Below are 23,321 nucleotides of genomic sequence, written 5' to 3'. Positions count from 1 at the left end.
GCTCATGCCGCCTCCGCCAGGCACATCTGGCCCAGTTCGTGGGCCAGCATGCGTTCATGCCGCACAAAGTAGCGGTGCAGCTCGCGCAGCTTGACCGCCAGCACCTGCTCGTCGGCGATCAGGGCGGCCTGGCTGCGCAGGCGCGACAGCAGCATCTGCAGGCCGAGCACCCGCACATCAATGTCCAGGCTGCCATCCACCAGGCGCTGCCACACCGGGTCGGCCGCGTCGGGGACCCGCGACGAGATATTGCCGGCCGGCTCGTTGGCGGCCGGCGCCGGCACCGCCGTGCTCGCCGCGTAAGCGTCCACCGACACCCCGTGCTTGCCGCTGTCGAGGGCATGGCGGTAGCGCCACAGCTCCGACATGGGGATGTCCAGCAGGGAACACACCCCGGTCATGCCCACGCCCTCGCCCAGCAGCGCCAGCACCTGGCGATCCAGGGCACGGGTGAAGGGCATGCCGGCCTCGCCGGCCCAGGCATGGCGCGGCGGCTCGCTGCCCTGCGGCACGATGACGCGCAGGCGCACCCGCCAGTCACCAAAGCCGGTATGCCGCCACACGAACTCCTCGCCGGCGGCTGTCGCCCGCCCCAGGCGGAACCAGCCGCGCGGCGCCTCCACCCCGACACAGATCTCCATGCAGCGGTTGAACTCGTCGGCGCGGCACTCGCGCACCGTCCACGGCTCCTGGATCTGCAGCAACTGCCGCCACAAGCCCATTGCGTCTGCCATACCCATCTCCCACCTCCCATCTAGCACAGGAAAAGCGCCCCCGCCAGGGCAGCGGGGATGGCGGAGAGATGGGCAAGCCCCATGCCAGCGGCGTGCAGGCAGGCCCGCGGCGGGGCCCGGCGCGGGATAGGCCGCGCCGCGCCGCGGGCATGGCGGTTCATGCCGTGTTGCACCATGTCACGAGGGTGGACAACTGCAGGCCACCCGCCACGGCACAGTGTTTCAAATCAGGGCACCTGTACCACGCCATGCCCCCGCCGGGGCACGCGCAAGAGGCCATTACAAAAGGCCATTACAATGGCGGCCAGACTTCAAGGAAGAACAATGAACGACAGCGTCACCAAGGTATTCGAGCACATCGACTTCGCCATCTGGCACGTGCCCCAGGCCAATGGCTACGTATACGAGGCGGCCGGCGTCGAGATCAACGCCGACAACTACCACGACTGCCCGTTTGAAGACAGCTACGACAACGCGCTGAACGCTGCCTGCGAACTCTACGATGTGGAGATCGGGGCCCTCAGCATGCCCCTGCCGGTGGTCTATTCCAACGCCTTGTTCACGGTTTACAAGACGCCCGGCGAGCGCTTCATCCACGCTTTCGCCGATGAGGCCGACCTCGCCCCACTGACCGACCAGAACTGGCAGCAACATCCCGGCGAGTCCTACGCCAGCCGCGACGAAGCGGTGATCGCGGCCTTCGAGAAAGACCTCGCCAGCCGCCACGGCTGAGCCCGCCACCCGCCCAGGCTCAGCGCACGAAGCGCACCGAACAGCCGCCCAGGATGTCGATCTCCAGCGCCAGCCGGTCACCGACCCGCACCGGTGTGAGGTGGCCCATCGAACCGGACAACACCAGCTCCCCCGCCCGCAGCGGAATACCCAGACCAGCCAGGGTATTGGCCAGCCAGGCCACCGCCTCGGCCGGGTGGCCCTGGATGGCCGCTCCGAGGCCGCTGCCGGCCGGCTCGCCGTTGCGGCACAGCTCCATGCGCAGCGACGCCAGGTCCAGGTCATCGGGCCGGGTCTGGCGCTGCCCCACGATGAAGAGGCCACAGGACGCGTTGTCGGCCACCGTATCGGCCATCCGGATCTGCCAGTCGTCGATGCGCGAATCGACGATCTCAAAGCCCGGCGCCACCCACTCGGTGGCCGCCATCACCGCCTCGCGGGTCACCCCGGGGCCGACCAGGTCGGCCTTGAGCTTGAAGACGATCTCGCCCTCGACCCGCGGCTGGATCAGCCCGCAGCGGGACAGGGAGATGGCCGCATCGTCGGGGTGCTGCATGGCATCGGTGAGAAAACCGAAGTCCGGCGCATGCACGTCGAGCATCTGCTGCACGACCGCGCTGGTGGCCCCCACCTTCTTGCCCACCACCTTCTCGCCCAGCGCCTCGCGCCGGGCCATCACATAGCGGGAGATACGGTAGGCGTCGTCAACACCCAGCTCGGGGTGGCGCTCGGTGAGCGGCGCAATACTGCGGCCTTCCTGCAGGGCCGCCAACAGTTCATCGCCCAACTCGGCGATCAGGGCGTGGTGCATGTTCATGTTTTTACAGGGAGAACACCGGGCAGGCTTATAGGCGCCCACTCCGATCGTTCGCTAGGGGAGGGATCGCGATGATGCCTTTGTGCGCCGCAGCAATCAAGCCATCCCATCACCCCGGCGCAGCGTTTCACACAGGGCTGCGGATGCTTCGCGCAGGGCTTTGAATCCTTCCCACAGCACCTGCAATCCTTCTCACAGGCCTGTGAAGCCGCCCCTATATGGGCACACGGGGCCCCAGGTACTTCTCCAGCATTTTCAATAGGTGATGCCCATCGATAGGCTTGGGGATGTGATCGTTCATGCCTGCGGCGAGGCATTTCTCCCGATCGCCGATCATGGCGTTCGCCGTCATGGCCAGAATGGGCAGGTTGCGGAAGCGTGGCTCCTCACGGATGCGTCTCGTGGCTTCAAAGCCATCCATCACGGGCATCTGCCAGTCCATCAGGACAAGATCGAACTCCTCCTGATCGAGCTTTTCAATGGCAGCCCGTCCGTCACCGGCCAAGGTGACCTGGATTCCGGCCTCCTGGAGTAGCTCCTTCGCCAGTTCCTGGTTGAAGAAGTTGTCTTCCACAAGGAGCACCCTGACCCCCTCCCACTTCAACCCGGCCTCCCCGCGATCATTCCTCTTCGCAATGGGGTCGAAGGCCTTTCCGGCCTCTCCGAACAGCTGGACGATTGCGCCGTGGAGGCTTGATGGCAGGATGGGCTTCTCGACGATGCCGTCGTACATGACATCCTTTGCCGCCTCCTTCAGGGCATCCCGGCTGTACCCCGTCATCATCACGAGCAGCAGGGTCTTTGAAATATTGCTGTTCCCCCTGATCTCCCGCAATCCATCCAGGCCGCTCGTCCCGGGCATCTGCCAGTCCATCAGGACTACATGAAAGGCCTGGCCCCTGATCTGTGCGGACACCAGCATGTCGATGGCAGATGGCACATCCAGGGCAGTGGATACCTCACACTGCATGCCGTGGAGGGACTCCTTGATGATCTCGAGAGCCGTGTGGTTATCATCGACCGCCAGCACGCGGAGCGGATCCGGCAGCACAACGGGGTCCGGCTTGATGCGCCCCCCCACTCCCTGAACGCCGAAGCGGGCGGTGAAGAAGAACTGGCTTCCCAGGCCAGGGGCACTTTGAACCCAGATCTTGCCGCCCATGAGCTCGACCAGGCGGGTCGAGATCGCCAGCCCCAATCCGCTTCCACCAAAGCGCCGGGTTGTCGATGTGTCGGCCTGGGTGAAGGCCAGGAAGACCTGGCGGCATTGGTCCGCCGTCATTCCGATGCCCGTGTCACGCACCTCGAACTGAAGGGTGATCTCGCTCCCCTGGGACGCAGCCCGGGATATCCCCAGATAGACCTCCCCCCGATCGGTGAACTTGATCGCGTTATAGACCAGATTCAGGATGACCTGGCCGAGCCTGACACGATCGCCCCGCAGGACCAGTCTTGAAATCTCGGGATCCATATCGAACAGCAATTCAAGACATTTTTCCTGGGTCCGCATGAGGCACAGGTCGGCGACATCCTTGAGCACCTCCTCGAGGGAGAACTCGCTGCTCTCCAGGTTCAGCTTGCCCGCATCTATCCTCGAGAAGTCCAGGATATCGTTGATGATCACGAGCAGGCCCCTGGCCGCCGTACTGCTCTTTTCCAGATAGGCCCTTTGCTTGGGGGCGAGCTCTCCACGCAGCGCCAGATCCGTCATCCCGATGATCGCATTCATGGGTGTTCTGATTTCGTGGCTCATGTTTGCCAGGAATTCACCCTTTGCAGCGTTGGCACTATTGGCTTGATCACGGGCGTCCGCCAACTGTTGCGTTCTCTTCGTTATGGCCTCTTCCAGGATCTCCCTGTGCCTCTTCAGCTCGGACTCCATCCTTATCCGCTGCGCCACCTCGTTTTCAACGGTCACAAGCTGCCGCCGGGATTTCCTGTATATCTTTATGGTCTCTCCCCACACGCCGAATATCGGGAAGAAGTAGCCGATCAGCTTCAGGAGATGTGCCGCATCCCAGTGTGCATCGTAGAAATACGCGGCATTGAAGACATAGAAATGGACAAAGGCCTCGCTGATGAAGCAGAGCAGCAGGCTCAGCAAGAGCGGCCCGCCACCGGCCCTCCGGTGGATCCTGAAGATCAGCCAGGCAGCCAGCAGGTAGAGTGATCCGAGGCCTATTTCGATCAGCTGCTTGCTGGTCGTGCCGACTCGCACGAAGCCCGGCAGCGTGTCGGATGAAAAGATCGCGAGGGCGAGGGTGGCGGAGGTCAGGAAGCCCGCGGCATTCAGCGTGAATGCCTTGCTGATCCGGCGTTCAGGCGTGATGACCCTGTCGCGGAACAAGACTCCGACCAGCACACAGGTCACCAGCGTGGCCCTGCCAGCCAGCCAGGTGGATGAAATGGCCCAGCGGTTCTGCTGGGACACAACGTCCCAGATCCGGTCGAACGAAAAGACCGAGTGGATCAGCTCCTCGGCCCCGACCTGGATGAAGCCGATCGACACCAGCAAATAAAACCAGCGCCCTGTCGTGAAGAAGTGGACCAGGACCATCACGCCCGCAGTGACGGCGACCAGCGAGGACGACAGCTCCAGGAGTGCATGCACATCGCTGCTGCTGCGCCATGACGTGCCTTGAATGAATGCAAGTCCGGCCAGCAGGAGCGTGAACAGGGCTGGCAGGATCCATTTCAAGGATGGGTTTTTCATCACGCCTCCACGTTCCCGGCATCAGGCGCGCAAAGTCAATCTATCTTCTGCCTCCCGCATCCGATCAGCCAGCCTAGCATTCAATAACAGCTTACGCCGACTATTCAGGGCTTGTTCTGCGCACGGCTCATGGCGAGCATCAGGCAGAGAGGATTTCCACCAGCTCCCCCAGATGCGCCACTTCAAGCTGCGGCCGCTCGGCATGGGGCCACGCGGCCTGGGTGCGATTGACCCAGGCCGCCTGCATACCGGCCTGGAGGGCGGCGAGGGCGTCGAGGTGGGCGTCGTCACCCACGTGCAGCACTTCGTGGGGCTGTACGCCGGCGGCGTCGGCGGCGAGCTGGAAGATGCGGGGGTCGGGCTTGGAGAAGCCGGCCTGGAGCGCCGCGACGCTGCCGACGAAGTAGGGGGCGAGGCCGACCCGGGAGATCTCGGCGTTGCCGTTGCTCAGGCTCACCAGCGGGTAGCGGCTGGCCAGGGCTTCGAGGGCCGGAAGGGCGTCGGGAAAGAAGCTCACGTTGTGGCGCTCGGCGAGGAAGACGTCGAAGGCCGGGCCGGCCAGTTGCGGATCATCCCCGGCGTGGGACAAGGCCAGGCGGATCGACTCGCGGCGCAGCGCGCTCATGTCATGGGCCAGATCGGGCCGCTGCCGCTCCACCGCATCGCGGATCCCGCGCAGGGCCTGCGGGCCCGGGTAGAGGGCGGCGGTGCGCGGGGCGTGGGTGGCAAACCAGTCGTGTAGGAGCCGCTCGGCGCGATCGATGGTAGGCCAGACGGGCCACAGGGTGTCGTCCAGGTCAAGCGAGATGGCTTTGATGTGTTCAGGCTTCAGCATGGGGCGATGTTACCCGATGGCGCACCGGCCGGCTCCGGCCTTCCCTCCCCCGCATCATCCGCCTCTCCCAACGCCCCCCCGAACCACCCGCACGGATCGATAAGGTTTGCAGCTCCTGTGGTAGACCGCATGGCGGGCACGGCCCGCATCGGTATACTCGGCCCAGGGCGATTTCACGGCGGGAGCGGTGACAAAAGGGGAAGTCGCCGGTTCGATGGCGCTCGCCGGGCATGCCCGGTGCGGCTGCACTCTCGGGATACGTGGGCACGTGCGACTCCAACACCTTTTTTTCCTCATCAGCCTGCTGCTGTCGCTTACCGTGATATCCATGACGGCGGGCAGCGTGCGGGGTGCCTGGGACGACGTCAGCAAGGCGCGGGGCAGCCTCGAGGCGATCGAGCATCTCCAGGTGCTGCTGGTGGCGGCCGAGATGGCCTCGCGTGAACGCGGGCCGGCCAATGGCGTGCTGGGCGACGACCTGCCGGGCGATCCGGCCAAGCGGGCCCGCCTCAAGACGGCGCGCGACCGCACCGACAAGGCCTTTTCCACCCTGCAGGGCGCGCTGGATCGCGCCTCGATGCCGCAGCCGGGTGCCAGCCGCCCGGTGAGCCAGGCCCTGGCCCAGCTGATCCGCGCGCGGGCCGCCATCGACCTGACCGCCAGCCGGCCACGCAGCGCTCGCGGCGCCGACGAGATTCGCGGCGCGGTGTCGCAGATGTTCGGGGTGATCGACACCCTGGGCCCGGCCATCATCACCCTCACCAACGAAGCCCAGACCACCTACCCGAGCGCCGCAAACGCCCTGATCGCGGCCCGCCTGGCCGCCGACCTGCGCGAATACGCCGGCCAGCTCGGATCGCAATTCACCGTGGCGCTGACGACCCGCCAGCCCCTGGGCGCGGCCGAGAGGGTGGCCATCGAGCGACTGCGCGGACGGGTCGAGCTACTGCGCAAACAGCTGCTCGAGCGCACCGCCACCAACAGCGACCGGGCGGCGGTGCAGGCCGCCATGGCCAGCATGCAGGACCACTACTTCGCCTCCGCCATCCCCTTTGTCGAGGCGCAGACGGCCACGGGCCTGCACAGCGGCCACTACGACGTGGACACCGCCGGCTTCGCCGCCCGCTACGTGCCCGACATGGACGCCATCGTCAGCCTGCGCGACGTGCTGATCAACGAGGCCCTGGTCGACGCCCAGGCCGGCCTGGACAAGATCCACACCAAGGCGCGCTGGATGGCCGGCGGCGGGCTGGCCACCATCGCCCTGCTGGCCCTCACCCTGTGGATGATCCACCGCCGCGTGGTACGCCCCCTCGGCCGCACCGCCCAGCTCATCTCCGCCATCGCCCAGGGCCGGCTGGACCTCGACGTGCCCCGGCCCAAATACCGCGACGAGCTGGCAGAGGTGCTCGAAGCCATTGCCGTGCTGCGCCAGCACAGCGAGGCGCGCCTGGTGCTGGAGGAGGAGCGGCAGCGCCTCGTCGACCAGCTGCGCGACCAGTCGAACACCGACTTCCTCACCGGGCTGCCCAACCGGCGCGGCTTCTTCGAGCTGGCCGAGCACGACCTGACCACCATGCATCGCCACGGCCACCCGGTGACGCTGGCCATCTTCGACCTCGACCACTTCAAGCAGATCAACGACACCCACGGCCACACCGTCGGCGACAGCGTTCTGGTCGAGGTGGCGGCCCTGTGCTGCCAGCACTCGCGCAGCGGCGACGTGGTGGCCCGCTATGGCGGCGAGGAGTTCCTGGTGCTGATGCCCTACTGCACCCTCGAGGACGGCGCGCTGCAGGCAGACCGCCTGCGCCGCCACATCGAGGCCATGCGCATCCCCCTGCCGGAAGGCGGCGAGCTGCACATCACGGCCAGCTTCGGGGTGGAGCAATGCCTGCCGGGCGACCCGACCATCCACGGTGTGATCTCGCGGGCCGACGAGCGCCTCTATGCCGCCAAGAGCAGCGGCCGCAACCGGGTTGTCAGCAGCGACACCACCCTGCAGGCTTCCTAGCCATCCTGATCAAGGCCAGCGGGGCCACGGCGGACGGGGCCCTCCGCCCAACGCGGCCAAGGCCGCCTCGGGCGACTGATCAGCGCGCAGCAGGAAGGCGTCGAAACCGCAGCGCGCCATGGCGGATAGCTGGTCGCGCAACACATCGCCCACTGCCCGCAGCTCGCCCTGGAAGCCGTGGCGCTGGCGCAGCAGGCGGGCCTGGGAATAGGCCCGGCCGTCGGTGAACACCGGAAAGCTCAAGGCGATCACCGGCAGCGTCGGCAGATCCGGCACGAGCAGCTCCGGGTCTTCATGGGGCTGCAGCCACACGCCGCAGGCGGCCCGCTGCGGATTTCGGCTTTCCTCGAGCCAGCGCGGGAGGTGCAGCAGGATGCGTCCTGCGGCCGGCAGGGGCGCCGCGGCACCCTCCTCCTCCGGCAGCAGGGGCCACAGGTTGTCGACAACCCGTCCATCCCTGATCAGTACGCTCATGCCGTCACACCTCCGTAAACACGGGCCTTGAAGGGCTCGAGGCCGAGCCGTTCGACGGCGTCGATGAAGATCTCGCCTTCATGGCGCAGCGCCACGTACACCTCCAGCAGGCGCTGGATGACCCCGGGGATCTGCTGCGCGGCAAAGGACGGGCCGATCACCCGGCCCAGCGCGGCGCGGTTGCCTTCGCGGCCGCCGAGGGTGACCTGGTACCACTCCTCGTTGTTCTTATCCACGCCGAGGATGCCGATGTGGCCGATGTGGTGGTGGCCGCAGGCGTTGACGCAGCCAGACATGTTGAGCTCCAGTGGCCCCAGGTCGAACTGGTAGTCGAGATCGTCGAAATGCCGCTGGATCGCCTCCGCCACCGGGATGGATCGGGCATTGGCGAGGGAGCAGAAATCGCCGCCGGGGCAGCACACCAGGTCGCTGATGAGGCCGATGTTGGGGGTGGCGAGGCCGAGGGCACGCAGTCCTTCCCACAGGGCGAAGAGATCGCGGCGGGCCACGTGGGGCAGGACCAGGTTCTGCTCGTGGCTGACCCGGATCTCGCCGGCGCTGAAGCGCTCGGCCAGGTCGGCGATGCCGTCCATCTGCTCGGCGGTGGCGTCGCCGGGGGGCACGCCGGTCTTCTTCAGGGAGACGGTGACGATGGCCCGTCCGGGCACCCGGTGCGGCGCCACGTTGCGTTCCACCCAGCGGGCGAAGGGCTTGTTGCTATCGACCAGGGCACCCAGGGCAGCCACGCCATCATCGGGGAGCGCCGCGCTGTCACGGGTGAAGAAGGCCTCCATCTCGCGGAAGGCCGAGTCGGCAATGCAGCCCGGGCCACCCCGGCTCCACGCCCATTCGTCATCCACCTCGCGGGCGAAGGCCTCGAGGCCCAGGTCCTTCACCAGGATCTTGATGCGCGCCTTGTACTTGTTGTCGCGCCGGCCGTGGCGGTTATAGACCCGCAGGATGGCGTCGAAGTAGTTGAGGAGCTCCTCGCGGGGCAGGAAGTCGCACAACACCTTGCCGACCATGGGGGTGCGGCCGAGGCCGCCGCCCACCAGCACCTGGAAGCCGATGCGGCCATCCTCGCCATGCCGCGCCACCGCGCCGATGTCATGGAAGCGCACGGCGGCCCGGTCTTCGCCGCCCCCCGACAGGGCGATCTTGAACTTGCGCGGCAGGTAGAGGAATTCCGGGGCCAGGGTGGACCACTGGCGCAGGATCTCGCAGTAGGGGCGTGAGTCCAGCACCTCGTCGGCGGCGACGCCGGCGAAGGGGTCAGTGGTGATGTTGCGCACGCAGTTGCCGGAGGTCTGGATGGCATGCATCTGTACGCCGGCCAGCTCGGCGAGGATGTCCGGCGCCTCCTCCAGGCGCACCCAGTTGTACTGGATGTTGCAGCGGGTGGTGAAATGGCCGTAACCCCGATCGTAGCGGCGGGCGATGTCAGCGAGCTTGCGCAGCTGGTGGCTGGCCAGGGTGCCGTAGGGGATGGCGACCCGCAGCATGGGAGCGTGGCGCTGGATGTAGAGGCCGTTCTGCAGGCGCAGGGGGCGGAACTCGTCCTCTCCCAGGCTGCCGTCGAGAAAGCGCCGCATCTGGTCGCGGAACTGCAGGACGCGTTCGTCCACCAGCCGCTGGTCGGTCTCGTTGTAGCGGTACATAGGGGTTCTCTCCGAGGGGTTCTGTCGCGGTCGATCAGGGCAGCACGAAGGTGCTCTTCTCGCTGATGCGGGTGGCCGGGTCCTGCACGGCGCGGATCTCGAAGTTGATGCGGTGGGCCCCGGCGGGGCCGGCATCGGCGGGCACCGCCACCGTCGCATGCACTTCGCGGATGCCGCCGGGCACGCCGGCGAAGCGGCTGGCCCCGACCAGCTCGATGCCGGGCAGGCCGTTCACCGACACCTCGAAGTCGCGGGCCTCCTCGACCAGATTCATCAGCTTCAGGGTGTAGGCGTTCTCGATGCGGCCATCGGCGGCTTCCCGGGCCAGGCTGCCCCGGTCGCGCAGGATGTCCACCAGCAGCAGGGAGCGCTGGGTGGCGGTCCAGGCCCCCAGGGCGACGAAGACCGCGATCAGGCCGCCATACACGGCCAGGCGCGGCCTGCCGCCGCGGGCCGGCTTGCCGGCCAGCTCCTGCTCGGAGGCGAAGCGGATCAGGCCGACCGGCTTGCCGACGCGGGTCATCACGTCGTCACAGGCATCCACGCACAGGCCGCAGTTGATGCACTGGTATTGCAGGCCGTCGCGGATGTCGATGCCGGTGGGACAGACCTGCACGCAGATGCTGCAATCGACGCAGTCGCCCTTGACCGCGTTCGCGCCATTCGCGGCGGTGGCGGCGGCCCTGGCCTGGCGGCTGCGGGGTTCCCCGCGCTGCACGTCGTAGCTCACGGTACGGGTGTTGCTGTCGAACATCACCCCCTGGAAGCGCGAATACGGACACATGTGCTGACACACCGCCTCGCGGGCCAGGCCGGCCTGCACATAGGTGAACACGGCGTAGAAGATCAGCCAGAAGATCTCCCAGGGGCCCAGCTCCAAGCCGGCGACGGCGGGCAGCAGCTCGCGCACCGGGGTGAAGTAGCCGACGAAGGTGATCGCCGTCCACACCGCGAAGAGCCCCCACAGCAGGTGCTTGGTGCCGCGCAGGAGCAGCTTGCGCGGCGAGGCGGGAGACTGGTCGAGCTTGAGGCGGGCCAGGTGGTCGCCCTCGACGCGGGTCTCGATCCACATGAAGATCGAGGTATAGACCGTCTGCGGACAGGCAAACCCGCAGAACAGCCGCCCCGCCACCGCGGTGACGAGAAACAGCCCGGTGGCCGCCAGGATCAGGGCGATCGCCAGCAGCAGCGCATCCTGCGGCCACAGCACCAGCCCGAAGAGGCGGAGCTTTTCGTGGGCGATGTCGAAATGCACCGCCTGTTGGCCGTTCCATTGCAGCCAGCAGCTGCCGAAGAAGATCAGTTGGGTGACCCACACCACGGCCCAGCGCAGGGTGTTGAAGCGGCCACGCACCTCCCGGGCGTGGATCTTGCCTTTCTTGCGGTAGAGCTCGAGCTTGGCTTCGCGGACTTTATTGACGGGTGCAGGTGCGTTCATCGCGGTGTTCCTCCTGGCATGGAGTAGAACACCGGGGCACATATGGAAACAGATTCAGGCTGTCGGATATCCGATAGACACAGATCCGAAAGATCAGCGCTCGGGCAACTCCAGCGCGGCCTCGGCCGGCCCCTGCAGCGGCCCGGCCTCTCCCGGCGACGCGGCGCCGGAGATCCAGCGGAGCAGCGTGGCATACAGCCGGTCGGGGTCGACCGGCTTGGCCACGTGGTCGTTCATGCCCGCCGCCAGGCAGGCCTGCCGGTCTTCCTCGAAGGCATTGGCGGTCATCGCCAGAATGGGCACGGCATTGCGCTCGGGCAGCCGGCGGATCGCCCGGGTGGCGGCGAGGCCGTCCATGTTGGGCATCTGCACATCCATCAGGATAAGGTCGTAATCCTGGGTGGTGGCCTTGGTCAGGGCCTGGATGCCGTCGTTGGCCACATCCACCTGCAGGCCGGCCTCCCTGAGCAGATCCAGGGCCACTTCCTGGTTGATCGGGTTGTCCTCGGCGATCAGCACGCGCCGGCCACGCAGGAGTGCCAGATCGACGCCTGGCGCCTCAGGCGGTTTGCTCTGCTGCGGTGGACGACAGCCGGCAGAAAGGGTCTCCAGCAATGCATCGTGGAGTGTCGACGGTGTCACCGGCTTGTAGAGGCGGCCGCTGATGGCGTGTTCCTGCAGCAGGCTGGCCGGCCAGTCCCTGCCGAAGGCCGACACCAGCACGATGCGCGGGGCCGGCCGGCAGCCCAGCATCTGGATCCGCCGGCTGGCCTCAAGGCCGTCCATCTCCGGCATGGCCCAGTCCATCAGGACCAGGTCGTAGGGTTCGCCGCGGGCTGCCGCGAGGGCGACCTCGGTGACCGCCTCCTGCCCCGAGGCAGCCTCGCCCACCCTTGACACGAAGGCTTCCAGCATGCCGCCCAGCGCCTCGCGCGCATCGGCGATGTCATCCACCACGAGGATCCGCGTACCGGCAGGCAGGGGCATCGGCCGCAGCACAGGATCGGCCCGCTGCCCCAACTCCAGCGGCAGCTCGAACCAGAAGGTGCTGCCCTCGCCGAGACGGCTGGACACGCCGAGCTCGCCGCCCATCAGGTGCACCAGCCGCTCGCTGATGGCGAGCCCCAGACCGGTGCCGCCGAAACGCCGGGAGGTGGACACGTCGGCCTGCTCGAAGGCCTGGAACAGCCGCTGCTGCTGCTCGTCACTAAGCCCGATGCCGCTGTCGATCACCTCGAAACGCACCCGCAACCGCTCGCCCTCGCGATCCCGCAGCAGCGCACGCACGATCACGCTCCCCTCGTCGGTGAACTTGAGGGCATTGCTGGCGAAATTGAGCAGCACCTGGTAGAGCCGCATCCGGTCCCCGCGCAGCACGGGCGGCAACGCCGGATCGATGCAGTTGATGAGCTCCAGCCCCTTCTCCACGGCCCGCGCGGCGATCAGGTCATTGAGGCTGCGGAAGACGCGCTCCAGGTCGAAATCGTCGACCTCGATGGAGAGCTTGCCGGCCTCGATCTTCGAGAAGTCGAGGATGTCGTTGATGATGCCCAGCAGGTGCTGCGCCGCCTGGGCCACCTTGTCGAGGCGCTGCACACTCTGCACGTCGGCCACGTCGCGGCGCAGCAGGTGGGTCAGCCCGATGATGGCGTTCATCGGGGTGCGGATCTCGTGGCTCATGTTGGCCAGGAAGGTGCTCTTGGAGCGGCTGGCCTCCTCGGCCACCTCCTTGGCCACCGCCAGCTCACTGGTGCGCTGGCTGACCAGATCCTCCAGGTGGAGCTGGATGTCGCGCAGGGCGCGGGTGCGCTGGTCGAAGTTCTGAGCCAGCTCTTCGAGCTCATCGTTGGTGCCCAGCGGCGCGCACTGCCGCTCGGCGCTCCCGTCCGCCTCCTTGACCCGCTGGCGCAGCAGCAGGATGGGGCGCGACACGCTGGCGCTGATCCAGTAGGCGATGGCGATCGCCGCCAGGGTGAACAGCAGGCCGACCAGGGCCACGTCGCGGACCGCCTTGTTGGCCGGCTGCAGGTAGTGCTCCCGCGGCGCTATCACGTCCAGCTCGAGGCCGATGTCGGAGAAGAAGCCGGCCCCGTCGCGGGCGATCGGCCGGGTCGCCACCAGGGTGTCGCCGGCGCTGCCGGGCGCCTGCTCGTAGAGGGTGGTGCCGCCACTGCGCAGGCGGTAACCGAGCAGTCCATCGCGGGGCAGCACGCGCTGGGTCACGGCGTTCAGGTCGAAGACCACCACCAGCGCGCCCTGGGTGGTCTGGTAATACACCACCGGCACGAAGACCACCCATTGCCTGCGCTGCGGATCGATCATGTAGCTCACCACCGCGTTGGCCAGGGTGCTGCGCAGGGCGGCCGAATCGAGGTAGGTGGGCAGGGTCTCGAGGCTGGAATAGACCGGCTTGCCGTCGAAGCCCAGCAGGGCCACGGCGCGCACGTCCCGCCCTTCGCTGAAGTTCTTGACCAGCTCGGGCAGGTAGGTGAGACGCCCCTGGGCGTCGTTCAGGCCGTTGATCACCAGGGGGTTCTTGACCAGCACCGTGGCGCTCTCGAGGAGGTACTCGATGCGCTGCAGGAACATCTCGCTCCCCTGGCGGCCGCGCTGTTCGAGCTCGCCGGTGAGGTTGTCGGTGATGGTGGCATGCAGGCGCAGCGCCACCGTGCTGGCCACGGTGAGCATGGCGATCGCCACGAAGCCCCCGAACACCCAGGTGATGCGGCGCTTCAGGCTGTGGGTGAAGTAGTCGAGCCGGAACATGCTTCAGTCCGCCGGCACGATGCGGCCCCGCCCGTCGAAACGGGCCAGCCTCAGCTGGCTGCGATCCAGCGCGTCATGGCGCTGCGGGGTGAAGGCCGGGCGGTAGTCCCGCATCACGCCGGCATGGCTGAGTCCCGACTCCAGCGCACTGCGGATCGCCCCACGGTCTGGCGAGTTGGCGCGCCGCACCGCCTGGGCCAGCAGGTGCACCGCGTCGTAGGCATGGGCGCTGCCCATCAGCGAGGGCACCGGCGCACCGGCGCCCAGGCCGTAGCGCTGCCGGTAGCTGGCGAGGAAGGCGGCGAAGGCGCGGTTCCGCGCCGCGTCGTCCTCCACCACCGACTGGATGAAGCGCAGATCCACCTTCTCGAGACGGGCCTGGTTGGCGCCCCAGAAATCGCCGCCGACCAGGGCCCAGTGGGCGAACATCGGGATCGGCTTGTCCTGGCGGGCCAGAGCCCGCACGACAACGCCGGCCTCGATGCCGTTGCCGACGAACACGATGGCCTGGCGGCCGGCCCGGACCAGCCCGTCCACGATGGCATCGACCCCCGTGTCGCCGTCCTGGAACCACACCAGCTCCACGCTGCCAGCCGGCAGGCGTTCGATGAGCGGCCGCAGCGCGGCTTCGTTGCTGCGCCCCCACGGCGACTGTTCGATGAGCACGGCTAGCCGCGAGTGCTTGCGCAGCGCCCGCTCCAGCAGGAAGGGCGCCACCTGCGTATCGTTGATGGAGACCCGGAAGGTGTAGCTCGGCCGAAGCTCATGCAGCGTGATGCCCTGGGCCGCCGCCCACGGCACGAGATAAGGCATCTTCAGGCGGTGGATGTCGTCGAGTTCCTCGGTCACCACGGTGCTGTGCATGCCCCCCATCACCGCCAGCACGGACGGAATGGCCGCAAAGAGCTCGAGGTTGTGCCGCCCCGCCATGGGGTTGGCGGCATGGTCGCGGGCCAGCAGGCGCAGCGGCGCGCCGAGCAGGCCGCCCTTGCGGTTGATGTCGTCGATGGCCATCTGGGCGCCCCGGTAGATCGCCCCGCCTGCCTGCGCACCGCGCGCCGACAGGTCGGCGTCGAGAGCCAGCACCCAGGGCTGCCGGCCTTTCGCCTCGCCGCCGCGGGCCGCCAGGGCGAAGCGCAGCTCCTCGGTCTTGGCGAGCAGGTCGTAGCCCACCTCGAAGCCGAACTTGTCGGCGACCGGCGCCATGACCTGGGCAAAGCGCCGCCGCTCGTCCACCGAGAGGGTGTGGATCTCGACACCGGCCTCACGGATCCGGGCAATGAAGTCGGCCTCCCGCCGGGCGGTCTCCTGCCGCTCCCAGAGGGTCAGTTCACGCGCCGTCTGGCGGATCAGCTCGCGCATTTCCGGCGACAGGGTCTCGTAAACCTTGCGGCTCACCGAGAAGACATAGGCCAGATAGGCGTGGTTGGACAGGGTGAGGTGCTTCTGGACCTCGTGGAAGCGCATGCCCACGATGGCCACCAGCGGGTTCTCCTGGCCATCCACCGCACCGTCCTTGAGGGCCTGGTAGGTGGCGTGGAAGTCGATCGGGATGGGCGTGGCCCCCAGGGACGCGAACTGGTCGGCGATCAGTGGGCTCTTCATGGTGCGGATGCGCAGCCGGGCGAAGTCCTCCGGGCGGCGGATCGGCATATTGGCGGTGAACTGCTTGAAGCCGTTCTCCCAGAAGGTCAGGCCCACCAGGTCGATACGGCCGAGCTTGGACAGCAGCAGCTCGCCGGGCTCGCCATCCAGCATGGCGTAGAGCTCTTCACGGCTGGAGAAGTAGAAGGGCAGATCGGCGTACTGCATCGCCGGCACGGCCGAACTGAGCTTGGCCGTCGGCGTCAGCACCAGGTCGAGGCTGCCGTTGCGCGCCATCTCCAGCATCTGGTCGTCACTGCCGAGCTGCTGGTCGGGGTGCACGGTGATCTTCAGGCGGCCATTGCTGCGCTCGGCCACGCGCTCGGCGAAGAGCTCCGCCGCGGCATGCAGGGCGCTCCCGGCCGCGATGTTGAGCCCCAGCCGCAGCTGCCGCGCTTCGGCCACCGGCACAGGCGCCGCGGCGCGCTCGACCGGCGCACCGGGCCCCTGGCGGCCCGGGCCGCTCCCGGCCAGCCACCACAGGCAGGCGAGCACCACGGCGGCGGCAACGCCCAGCACAACGGCCAATTTCGCGGACACCCTGCTCATTTCAGCGATCTCCGCCTTTCCTGCAAGAGTGCGAAATAACCATAACGACATGACTGTTATTTTATTTAACCGATTTTAACCCAAATGCACATCCCCGACGGCACCCGGCCACCGACTTTTACGCATTACGAATAGGACATCCGGACACCCTGCCGCCCCCACCGACGCCGATCCGCCCATGCCGATCGCCCCCGGGCGGCAAGCCCCCTGCCCTTGCCGCGTGGCCGCATGTAGGATGCGCGGCACGCTCCCGGATCGAAGCCATGCCCGCCTGCCGTTTTCTTGCCATCCTGCTCATCGCGCTGTTCGTGAACATCCTGTCCGCCGTGCCGGCCCCCGCCGCGCAGCACAGCCTGGTGGATGAGGCCGGCTGCGCCGCCTGCCACGCCGCCCAGCAGCGCAGCCACGCCGGCTCCCAGCATGCCCGCGCCATGCAGAGCGCCACGGCGGCCACGGTGAAGGGCTTGTTCGATGGCGGCAGCTTCCGCCAGGACGGCCAGCTCACCCGCTTCTTCCGACGTGGCGGCCGCTTCTTTGTTAACACCGACGGACCGGACGGCCGCCGGCGTGATTTCGAGGTTCACCACACCTTCGGCCTGGAACCCCTGCAGCAATACCTGGTGGCCCTGCCCGGCGGACGCCTGCAGGCCCTCACCACGGCCTGGGACGTCAAGGGCAAACGCTGGTACAGCCTGCACCCGGACGAGCGCATCGACTACCGGGACGTGCTGCACTGGAGCCGCCCGCCCCAGAACTGGAACGCCATGTGCGCCGCCTGCCACAGCACCGGGCTGCGCAAGAACTACGACCCGGTCAGCGGCCGCTACGCCACCACCTACGCCGCCCAGGGCGTGACCTGCCAGGCCTGCCACGGCCCCGCCGGCGGGCACCTGGCCTGGGCCCGCGGCCGCCGCAGCGGCGAAGCCCCGCCCCACAAGGGCTTCGCCGCCGACCTGCGGGCCGGCAACGGGCAGGTCCAGACCGAGGCCTGCGGCTACTGCCACGTGCTGCGCGCCACCCTGACCTCCGCCTACCCGGTCGGCCAGCCCCTGCTCGACCACGCCCTGCCGGTCGGGCTGCCCGCCGGGCGCTATTTCAATGATGGCCAGCAGCGCGACGAAGTCTTCAACCTCGGCTCCTGGCAGCAGAGCCGCATGCACGCCAGGGGGCTGGTGTGTACCGACTGCCACGACGCCCACTCGGGCAAGACCCGGGCCGCCGGCAACGCCCTGTGCACCGGCTGCCACAACCCGGTCGGCCCCGCCGCCGGCCCCCACGTGGACACCCGCGGCCTGCAGCGCAAGGACTACGACAGCCCGGCCCACCACCATCACGACACGCCGGTGAGCTGCGTCGACTGCCACGCCCCCAAGCGCAGCTACATGGGCGTCGACCCGCGGCTCGACCACGCCTTCCGCATCCCCCGCCCGGATCTGTCGGCCGAGACCGCCTCGCCCAACGCCTGCAACCTGTGCCACACCGACAAGGACCCGGCCTGGGCCGCGGCGGCGGTGGCGCGCTGGTATGGCGACGGCCGCCGCGCCGAATACCACTACGGCCAGGCCTTCGCCGCCGCCCGCGGCATGCGCCCCGGCGCCGCGGCCGGGCTGCAGCGGATCGCCGGCGACGCCGCCCAGCCGCCCATCGTGAGGGCCGAAGCCCTGGAAGAACTGGCCGCCTACCCCGGCCCCGCTGCGGCCCGCCTGGCGCTTGCCGCCCTGGCCGACCCGGATGGCAGGCTGCGCATCGCCGCGATCCACGCGGTGGCGGCCCTCGCCCCGCGGGAGGCGCTGCGCGAGGTGCAGCCACTGCTCGCCGACCCGCTGCGCGCCGTGCGCATCGAAGCCGCCCGCGCCCTCGCCCCGGCCCTTCCCCAGCTGGCCCCGGCCCGGCGCGAAGCCTGGCTGGCGGCCCGCCGGGAGGCCGAGGCTGCAGCCCGGGAGAACGCCGACTTCCCGCAATCCTGGCTGGGCCTGGCGCCCCTGCTGGAAGCCACGGGCGACATCGGTGGCGCCGAACAGGCCCTGCGCCAGGCCCTCCGGCTCGATCCGGCCTACCTGGCCGGCATCATCAACCTGGCCGATCTGCTGCGCCGCCAGGGGCGGGAGAGCGACGCCGAAGCCTTGCTCCGCGACGGTCTCAAACGCCTCCCCCAGGAGGCCGCCCTGCACGAGGCTCTGGCCCTCGGCCTGATCCGCCAGCAACGCAAGGCCGACGCCCTGGCCCTGCTGACCAGGGCCGCCCCCCTGCCGTCGGCCAGCGGCCGCACGGCCTATCTGCATGCCGCGCTGCTGGCCGATGCAGGACGCCGGAACGAAGCCATCCAGGTCCTCGAGAACGCCGCCCGCGAGCGCGGCGAACGGGATCTGCTGCTGGCGCTCGCCGGCTACCAGCGCCAGGCCGGCGACACCACCGCGGCCGAGACGACCCTGCGCCGCCTCGCCGACATCAACCCTGACGACCCCGCCCTGGGGCGACGGCCATGACTCTGCGCGAACACTTTCTCGACCTGCAGGACTGCCTGCAGACTCACCAGGACCTCTGGCAGGCCTCCCCCTTCTACCTGCGCCGGCCGGCCTGGTGCGAGCAGTGGCCGGGCCTGGCCGAAGCAGCCCTGCAGCTGGACGACGCCACGCTGGCCAGCCTCGCCGACAGCCCGGAAGCCCTGTATGACTGGCTGGCCCGCCATTTCCCGGATGCCGCGCGGCTCGCCGCGCTGTGCAAGTTGCCGGCCCTGCCCGCCCGCGAACTGGCCCCCACCTGCGCGCAGTTCGACTGGGGCATCCCCCAGCGCAAACGCCTGCAGATCGAGGCCTTCGCCAGGCACGCCCCAGCCTCGTCGGCGCCGCTGCTGGAATGGTGTGCCGGCAAGGGGCACCTGGGCCGGCGCCTGGCCTTCAGCGACCAGCAAGCGGTGAGCTCTCTGGAAATCGACGCGACCCTCTGCGAGGATGCACTCCACCTGGCCCGGCGGGCCGGCATCGAGCAGGCCGTGGTGTGCGCCGACGCCCTGGCCCCCGCCTCCCGCCCGCTGCTGCGGGGCCGCAGCGTGCTGGCCCTGCACGCCTGTGGCGAACTGCACCGGACCCTGGTGCGCAACGCCGCCGAGGACGAAGCCCACGCCTACCGCCTCGCCCCCTGCTGCTATTACCGTGGCGCCCAGGACGGCTACCGCCCCCTCAACCGGGACGCCGATCTGTCACTCGACGGCAATACCCTGCGCCTGGCCGTCACCGAAACCGTTACCGCCGTGCGCCGAATCCGTGAACGGCTGGCCCGCGACCAGGCCTGGAAGCTCGGCTTCGTGGCCCTGCGCAACGCCATGCTGGGCGAGGCCATCCGCCCCTTCAAGCCGGTGCCCGCCAGCTGGCTGTCGGGCGATTTCACGCAATACTGCCTGCGCCTGGCCGAGCGCGAAGGGCTGGCAGTGGGCGCCGGGATCGACGGAGCCCACTGGCTCGCCACCGGCGAACAGCGCCGTGGCGAAGTCCGCCGCCTGGAACTGGTCCGCCACGCCTTCCGCCGCCCGCTGGAGATCTGGCTCGCCCTGGACGTGGCGCTGGGCCTGGAAGAAGCCGGCTTCCAGGCCCGCCTCGGCACCTTCTGCGAACGCAGCCTGACGCCCCGCAACCTGATGGTGGTGGCGGAGCGCTAGGCGCGGAGCCTCAGCCCAGGCCCACCTCCTCCCGGCTGCGGGTGCAGGTGTCGATGATGGAATAGATCAAGGCCTTGATCGGCTCGATCAGGTCGGGGATGTGGCTGACGCCCATGCCGCCCAGGCCGTCGGTGAACTCCTCCGGCATGTCCTTGTCGCCGATCCACGGGTAGCCGACCCGCACCAGGGGCAGGCCGAGCTTGCAGATGGCAGCGGCGTCGGTCTGGCCGGAGAGCTTGGGCGCGCCCGGGTAGGGCTGGCCGCCGTGGGTCTCGCTCCAGGCCCGCTCCGCGCTGCGGATGATCCAGTTGGAAGGATCGGTGCGGGAGCCCGGCACGGCGGCGGTCATCTCCCACTCGGCGTCGATCTCCGGGTAGCGGCTGATGATGTCGCGCATCACGGCACCAAACTCCGCCTCCACCGAAGCGGTGCTCTGCTGGGGGTTGGTGCGCATGTCCAGGTAGATCTCGGTGGCCGCCGACGGAAAGGCCGGACGCTCCGGCCAGCCCGAACGCACGGCGGCGATCCAGCCTTCCGGAGCGATCTGGTCGGAAGTGTGGCGACGGGTGTATTCGGGCAGCCAGGCCTCCAGCTCGAGGATCAAGCGGGCGGCCGGCACGATGGAGCTGCGGAAGCCCGGGGTACCGCGTGGAATGCCGGAATAGCCCAGCGAACCCTTCACCGTGACCTTGAACCAGCACATGCCCGGGTGCTCGTAGTAGACCTCGTTCCACGGCTTGAGGATGATCCCGAAGTCGGCGGTGACGCCGTTCATCATCATGTGGCTGACGCCGCTGGACAGCCCGTAGTGGCTGCGCTCGGGCACCACCACCGGCATGCCGCCGCCGGCAAAGGCCAGCACCAGGTCACCCTTGAGGGGAATGCCGGCGTCGCGCACCGCGTGCACGGCCTCGGTGAGGGCGGCGACCATCCCCTTCGGGTTGGAGGCGCCGAGGCCGATCACGGTCTCGCCGCGGGCCTGGGCCTTGGGCAGCATGTCGTCGCGCAGTTCGGGGCCGACCCAGGGGATGTCGTGCTCGGGGATGGCCTCGATGTGGGTGTCGATGGGCGCGTAGAGCATCAGGGCCGGGCCGCTGCCGTCGCCGGCCAGCCGGCCGTAGGCATTGCCGGTGATCGGATTGACCGGCTGATAGGTCGCCTTGAGCCCCATGCGGCTCATGTAGTCGGCCATGAATTCGCTGGCCGGGCGCTCTGCGCCGGTAGGGCTGTGGATGTCCACCAGCTGCATGTTGAGCTGCTGCAGGCGGGCCGCGTCGATGCGGGCACAGGCGGCCTCGTACCAGGCCTTCTGCCGGGCGTCGAATTCCTTGTGGGGGGTAGCCATGTTCATATCCTTTCGAGGTCAGGTGCTCAGGAAACCGGAGTCCATTCGGCCGACTGCTCGGCCATCCACCAGGCGGTGCCGATCAGCCGGTCATCGTCAGCGTGGGCGCCGATGGCCTGCACACCGAGGGGCAAGCCCTGGTCGCCGCGGCCCACCGGATAGCTGATGCAGGGCACGTGCAGGAAGGTCCAGATACGGCTGAACAAGGGGTCGCCGGTGGCGGCCAGCCCCTGGGGAGCCTCACCGATGGCCGCCGGCGCGATCAGGGCATCCACCTCGCGCAGGATGTCGGCCAGCTCGGCGCGGCAACGCACGGCCAGGGCCTGGGCTTCGGCCACCGCGGCGTCGGAACAGGCGCGGCCCTTTTCCAGCAGGGCACGCAGCTCCGGGCTCAGCAGCGCCGGCTGTTCACGCCATTCCCGCTCCAGGTGGCGGGCGCCCTCGGCCATGAAGATCAGGGTCTGGGCTTCGATCAGGGCGGTGAAGGACGGGGGCAGCTCGATCTCCACCAGGGCCGCGCCCGCCTTGCCGAGGCGGTCCACGGTGCGCAGGAAGGCCTCCTGCATGTCGGCGTCGGCCTTGTCCCACATCGGCGTGCGGCACACCCCGATGCGAGGAGCGGCGGCCATCGGCGCGGAGGGTGCCCGGACCGGCTGGCTGCGCGACATCACCTGGCGGGACAGGGACAAGTCCTCGAAATGGCGCACGAACACGCCCAGGGTGTCGAGGGACGGCGCCAGGGCGTGCAGGCCGCCATAGTTGAAATCGTCGAAGGTCGGCTTGTAGCCGATGATCCCGTTGAAGCTGGCTGGCCGGATGATGGAGCCGGCCGTCTGGGTGCCGAGGCTCAGGGCCACGTGATAGTCGGCCACCGCAGCCGCCGAACCGCTGGAAGAGCCGCCCGGCGTATGGGCCAGGTTGTGGGGGTTGGCGGTCTTGCCCGGGTGGTAGGTGGCAAATTCGGCGGTCACCGTCTTGCCCAGGATCACCGCCCCGGCAGCCCGCAGCTGGGCCACGGAAGGTGCGTCCTTGCCCGGCCGGTGCCCGGCGTAGATCGGCGAGCCATAGGCGGTGGGCATGTCGGCGGTGTCGATGATGTCCTTCAAGCCGACTGCCACGCCGTGCAGGGGGCCGACCGGCGGCCGCGCATCCGCGGCGCGCGCCTGGGCCAGGGCGGCCGACGGATCCAGATGGATCCAGGCACCGACGGCGGCTTCGCGTTCGGCGATGCGGGCAAGCAGGGCCTCGGTATAGCGGACCGAGCTGAGCGCTCCCTTGGCAATGCGCCGGGCTGCTTCCGACGCGCTGATGCTGACCAGATTGTCCATCTGCAATCACTCTCCTGTTACGGGTTGGGTGCGGCCCTGGGCCTCACCGGGAAGGGGTCTGTCCGGCCGGGAAGGCGGCACGTCCAGCCTGTTGCAGATGGACATTTCCGCCGACCTCGCCCCGAGTCAAAGCTCGTTTGGCGATTGAAGTTTCCTTCTCGTTTGATTTAAAGTCAATTTACTTTTAGACTAAATTCAACTCAAAACACCAACAAAGATTGCAGTCGCGCGACGAAGTCGGGGGATCCTCTCCTGGTCCCCTCCCTCCCCGCTTCGTCGCGCGTCCTGCATCCCACAACCCAGAGAGAGCCATGACGAAAAAGATCAAATGCGCCCTGATCGGCCCGGGCAACATCGGCACCGACCTGCTGGCCAAACTGCAGCGCAGCCCGGTGCTGGAGCCGGTGTGGATGGTGGGCATCGACCCGGAATCGGACGGCCTCAAGCGGGCCCGCGAGATGGGCCTCAAGACCACCGCCGAGGGCGTGGACGGGCTCTTGCCCCATGTGCTGGCCGACGGCGTGCAGATCGCCTTCGACGCCACCAGCGCCTACGTGCACGCCGAGAACAGCCGCAAGCTCAATGAACTGGGCGTGCTGATGATCGACCTGACCCCCGC

Annotated in this window: 17 protein-coding genes and 1 pseudogene; 5 read left to right on the top strand and 13 right to left on the bottom strand. The window is 68.4% G+C overall.

Annotated features, from left to right (window positions below; translation table 11 throughout):
* Window positions 1–2: 2 nt before the first annotated feature.
* Entirely contained in the window at window positions 3–734 is a 732-nt protein-coding gene (locus HHL15_RS19875) for a hypothetical protein (protein WP_169147557.1), read from the bottom strand.
* Window positions 735–754: 20 nt separating this feature from the next.
* On the bottom strand, window positions 755–895 hold the full coding sequence (locus HHL15_RS19870) for a hypothetical protein (protein WP_169147556.1): 141 nt from the start codon (window positions 893–895) through the stop codon (window positions 755–757).
* A gap of 163 nt (window positions 896–1,058) precedes the next feature.
* On the opposite strand from HHL15_RS19870, the gene HHL15_RS19865 reads away from it, so the two are divergent.
* Complete coding sequence (locus tag HHL15_RS19865) at window positions 1,059–1,466, top strand: hypothetical protein (protein WP_169147555.1); 408 nt, start codon at window positions 1,059–1,061, stop codon at window positions 1,464–1,466.
* A 19-nt stretch (window positions 1,467–1,485) separates the two neighbouring features.
* Here the strand turns inward: HHL15_RS19865 and HHL15_RS19860 are convergent, their stop codons facing one another.
* The 4 genes from HHL15_RS19860 to HHL15_RS27045 all read right to left on the bottom strand — a co-directional run bounded on the left by HHL15_RS19860 (window position 1,486) and on the right by HHL15_RS27045 (window position 6,693).
* Window positions 1,486–2,277: a 2-keto-4-pentenoate hydratase gene (locus tag HHL15_RS19860; RefSeq protein ID WP_169147622.1), complete on the bottom strand. Its 792-nt coding sequence runs from the start codon at window positions 2,275–2,277 to the stop codon at window positions 1,486–1,488.
* Window positions 2,278–2,497: 220 nt separating this feature from the next.
* Window positions 2,498–4,996: a hybrid sensor histidine kinase/response regulator gene (locus HHL15_RS19855; RefSeq protein WP_169147554.1), complete on the bottom strand. Its 2,499-nt coding sequence runs from the start codon at window positions 4,994–4,996 to the stop codon at window positions 2,498–2,500.
* A 139-nt stretch (window positions 4,997–5,135) separates the two neighbouring features.
* A complete protein-coding gene (locus HHL15_RS19850) occupies window positions 5,136–5,831 on the bottom strand; it encodes an HAD family hydrolase (RefSeq protein ID WP_169147553.1) in 696 nt (231 codons plus the stop codon).
* Window positions 5,818–6,693: a histidine phosphotransferase family protein gene (locus HHL15_RS27045; protein ID WP_408065735.1), complete on the bottom strand. Its 876-nt coding sequence runs from the start codon at window positions 6,691–6,693 to the stop codon at window positions 5,818–5,820. Before HHL15_RS27045 ends, HHL15_RS19850 begins: the two co-directional genes overlap by 14 nt.
* Before the next feature lie 147 nt (window positions 6,694–6,840).
* Between HHL15_RS27045 and HHL15_RS27040 the strand changes: the two genes are divergently transcribed.
* Complete coding sequence (locus HHL15_RS27040; protein WP_408065734.1) at window positions 6,841–7,845, top strand: GGDEF domain-containing protein; 1,005 nt, start codon at window positions 6,841–6,843, stop codon at window positions 7,843–7,845.
* Between the two features lie 9 nt (window positions 7,846–7,854).
* Here HHL15_RS27040 and HHL15_RS19840 read toward each other — a convergent pair whose 3' ends face one another.
* From HHL15_RS19840 to HHL15_RS19820, 5 genes are all read right to left on the bottom strand, one after another.
* Complete coding sequence (locus HHL15_RS19840) at window positions 7,855–8,319, bottom strand: DUF934 domain-containing protein (protein ID WP_169147551.1); 465 nt, start codon at window positions 8,317–8,319, stop codon at window positions 7,855–7,857.
* A complete protein-coding gene (locus HHL15_RS19835; RefSeq protein WP_169147550.1) occupies window positions 8,316–9,977 on the bottom strand; it encodes a nitrite/sulfite reductase in 1,662 nt (553 codons plus the stop codon). Before HHL15_RS19835 ends, HHL15_RS19840 begins: the two co-directional genes overlap by 4 nt.
* A gap of 34 nt (window positions 9,978–10,011) precedes the next feature.
* Window positions 10,012–11,415 carry a cytochrome c oxidase accessory protein CcoG gene (gene ccoG / locus HHL15_RS19830; RefSeq protein ID WP_169147549.1) on the bottom strand — a complete coding sequence of 468 codons (1,404 nt, stop codon included), beginning with the start codon at window positions 11,413–11,415 and terminating at the stop codon, window positions 10,012–10,014.
* A 93-nt stretch (window positions 11,416–11,508) separates the two neighbouring features.
* Complete coding sequence (locus tag HHL15_RS19825) at window positions 11,509–14,181, bottom strand: response regulator (protein ID WP_169147548.1); 2,673 nt, start codon at window positions 14,179–14,181, stop codon at window positions 11,509–11,511.
* Window positions 14,182–14,184: 3 nt separating this feature from the next.
* Complete coding sequence (locus HHL15_RS19820; protein ID WP_169147547.1) at window positions 14,185–16,374, bottom strand: DctP family TRAP transporter solute-binding subunit; 2,190 nt, start codon at window positions 16,372–16,374, stop codon at window positions 14,185–14,187.
* A gap of 263 nt (window positions 16,375–16,637) precedes the next feature.
* Here HHL15_RS19820 and HHL15_RS19815 point away from each other — a divergent pair, with 263 nt between their 5' ends.
* Complete coding sequence (locus tag HHL15_RS19815) at window positions 16,638–18,860, top strand: tetratricopeptide repeat protein (RefSeq protein WP_169147546.1); 2,223 nt, start codon at window positions 16,638–16,640, stop codon at window positions 18,858–18,860.
* A complete protein-coding gene (locus tag HHL15_RS19810) occupies window positions 18,857–20,029 on the top strand; it encodes a methyltransferase (protein ID WP_169147545.1) in 1,173 nt (390 codons plus the stop codon). The genes HHL15_RS19815 and HHL15_RS19810 overlap by 4 nt, the downstream gene beginning before the upstream one ends.
* Before the next feature lie 10 nt (window positions 20,030–20,039).
* On the opposite strand, the gene HHL15_RS19805 is transcribed toward HHL15_RS19810, so the two are convergent.
* Together HHL15_RS19805 and HHL15_RS19800 are read right to left on the bottom strand one after the other, a co-directional pair.
* Window positions 20,040–21,374 carry a M20 family metallopeptidase gene (locus HHL15_RS19805; protein WP_235943538.1) on the bottom strand — a complete coding sequence of 445 codons (1,335 nt, stop codon included), beginning with the start codon at window positions 21,372–21,374 and terminating at the stop codon, window positions 20,040–20,042.
* Between the two features lie 26 nt (window positions 21,375–21,400).
* Window positions 21,401–22,702: an amidase gene (locus tag HHL15_RS19800; RefSeq protein ID WP_169147543.1), complete on the bottom strand. Its 1,302-nt coding sequence runs from the start codon at window positions 22,700–22,702 to the stop codon at window positions 21,401–21,403.
* A gap of 311 nt (window positions 22,703–23,013) precedes the next feature.
* Here HHL15_RS19800 and HHL15_RS19795 point away from each other — a divergent pair.
* A pseudogene (locus HHL15_RS19795) lies at window positions 23,014–23,321 on the top strand (acetaldehyde dehydrogenase (acetylating)); the annotation flags it as partial.

Origin of the sequence: Zoogloea dura (genome assembly GCF_012927165.1) — a bacterium.
GTDB lineage: Bacteria > Pseudomonadota > Gammaproteobacteria > Burkholderiales > Rhodocyclaceae > Zoogloea > Zoogloea dura.
This window is presented reverse-complemented; position numbering and strand designations above follow the sequence as displayed.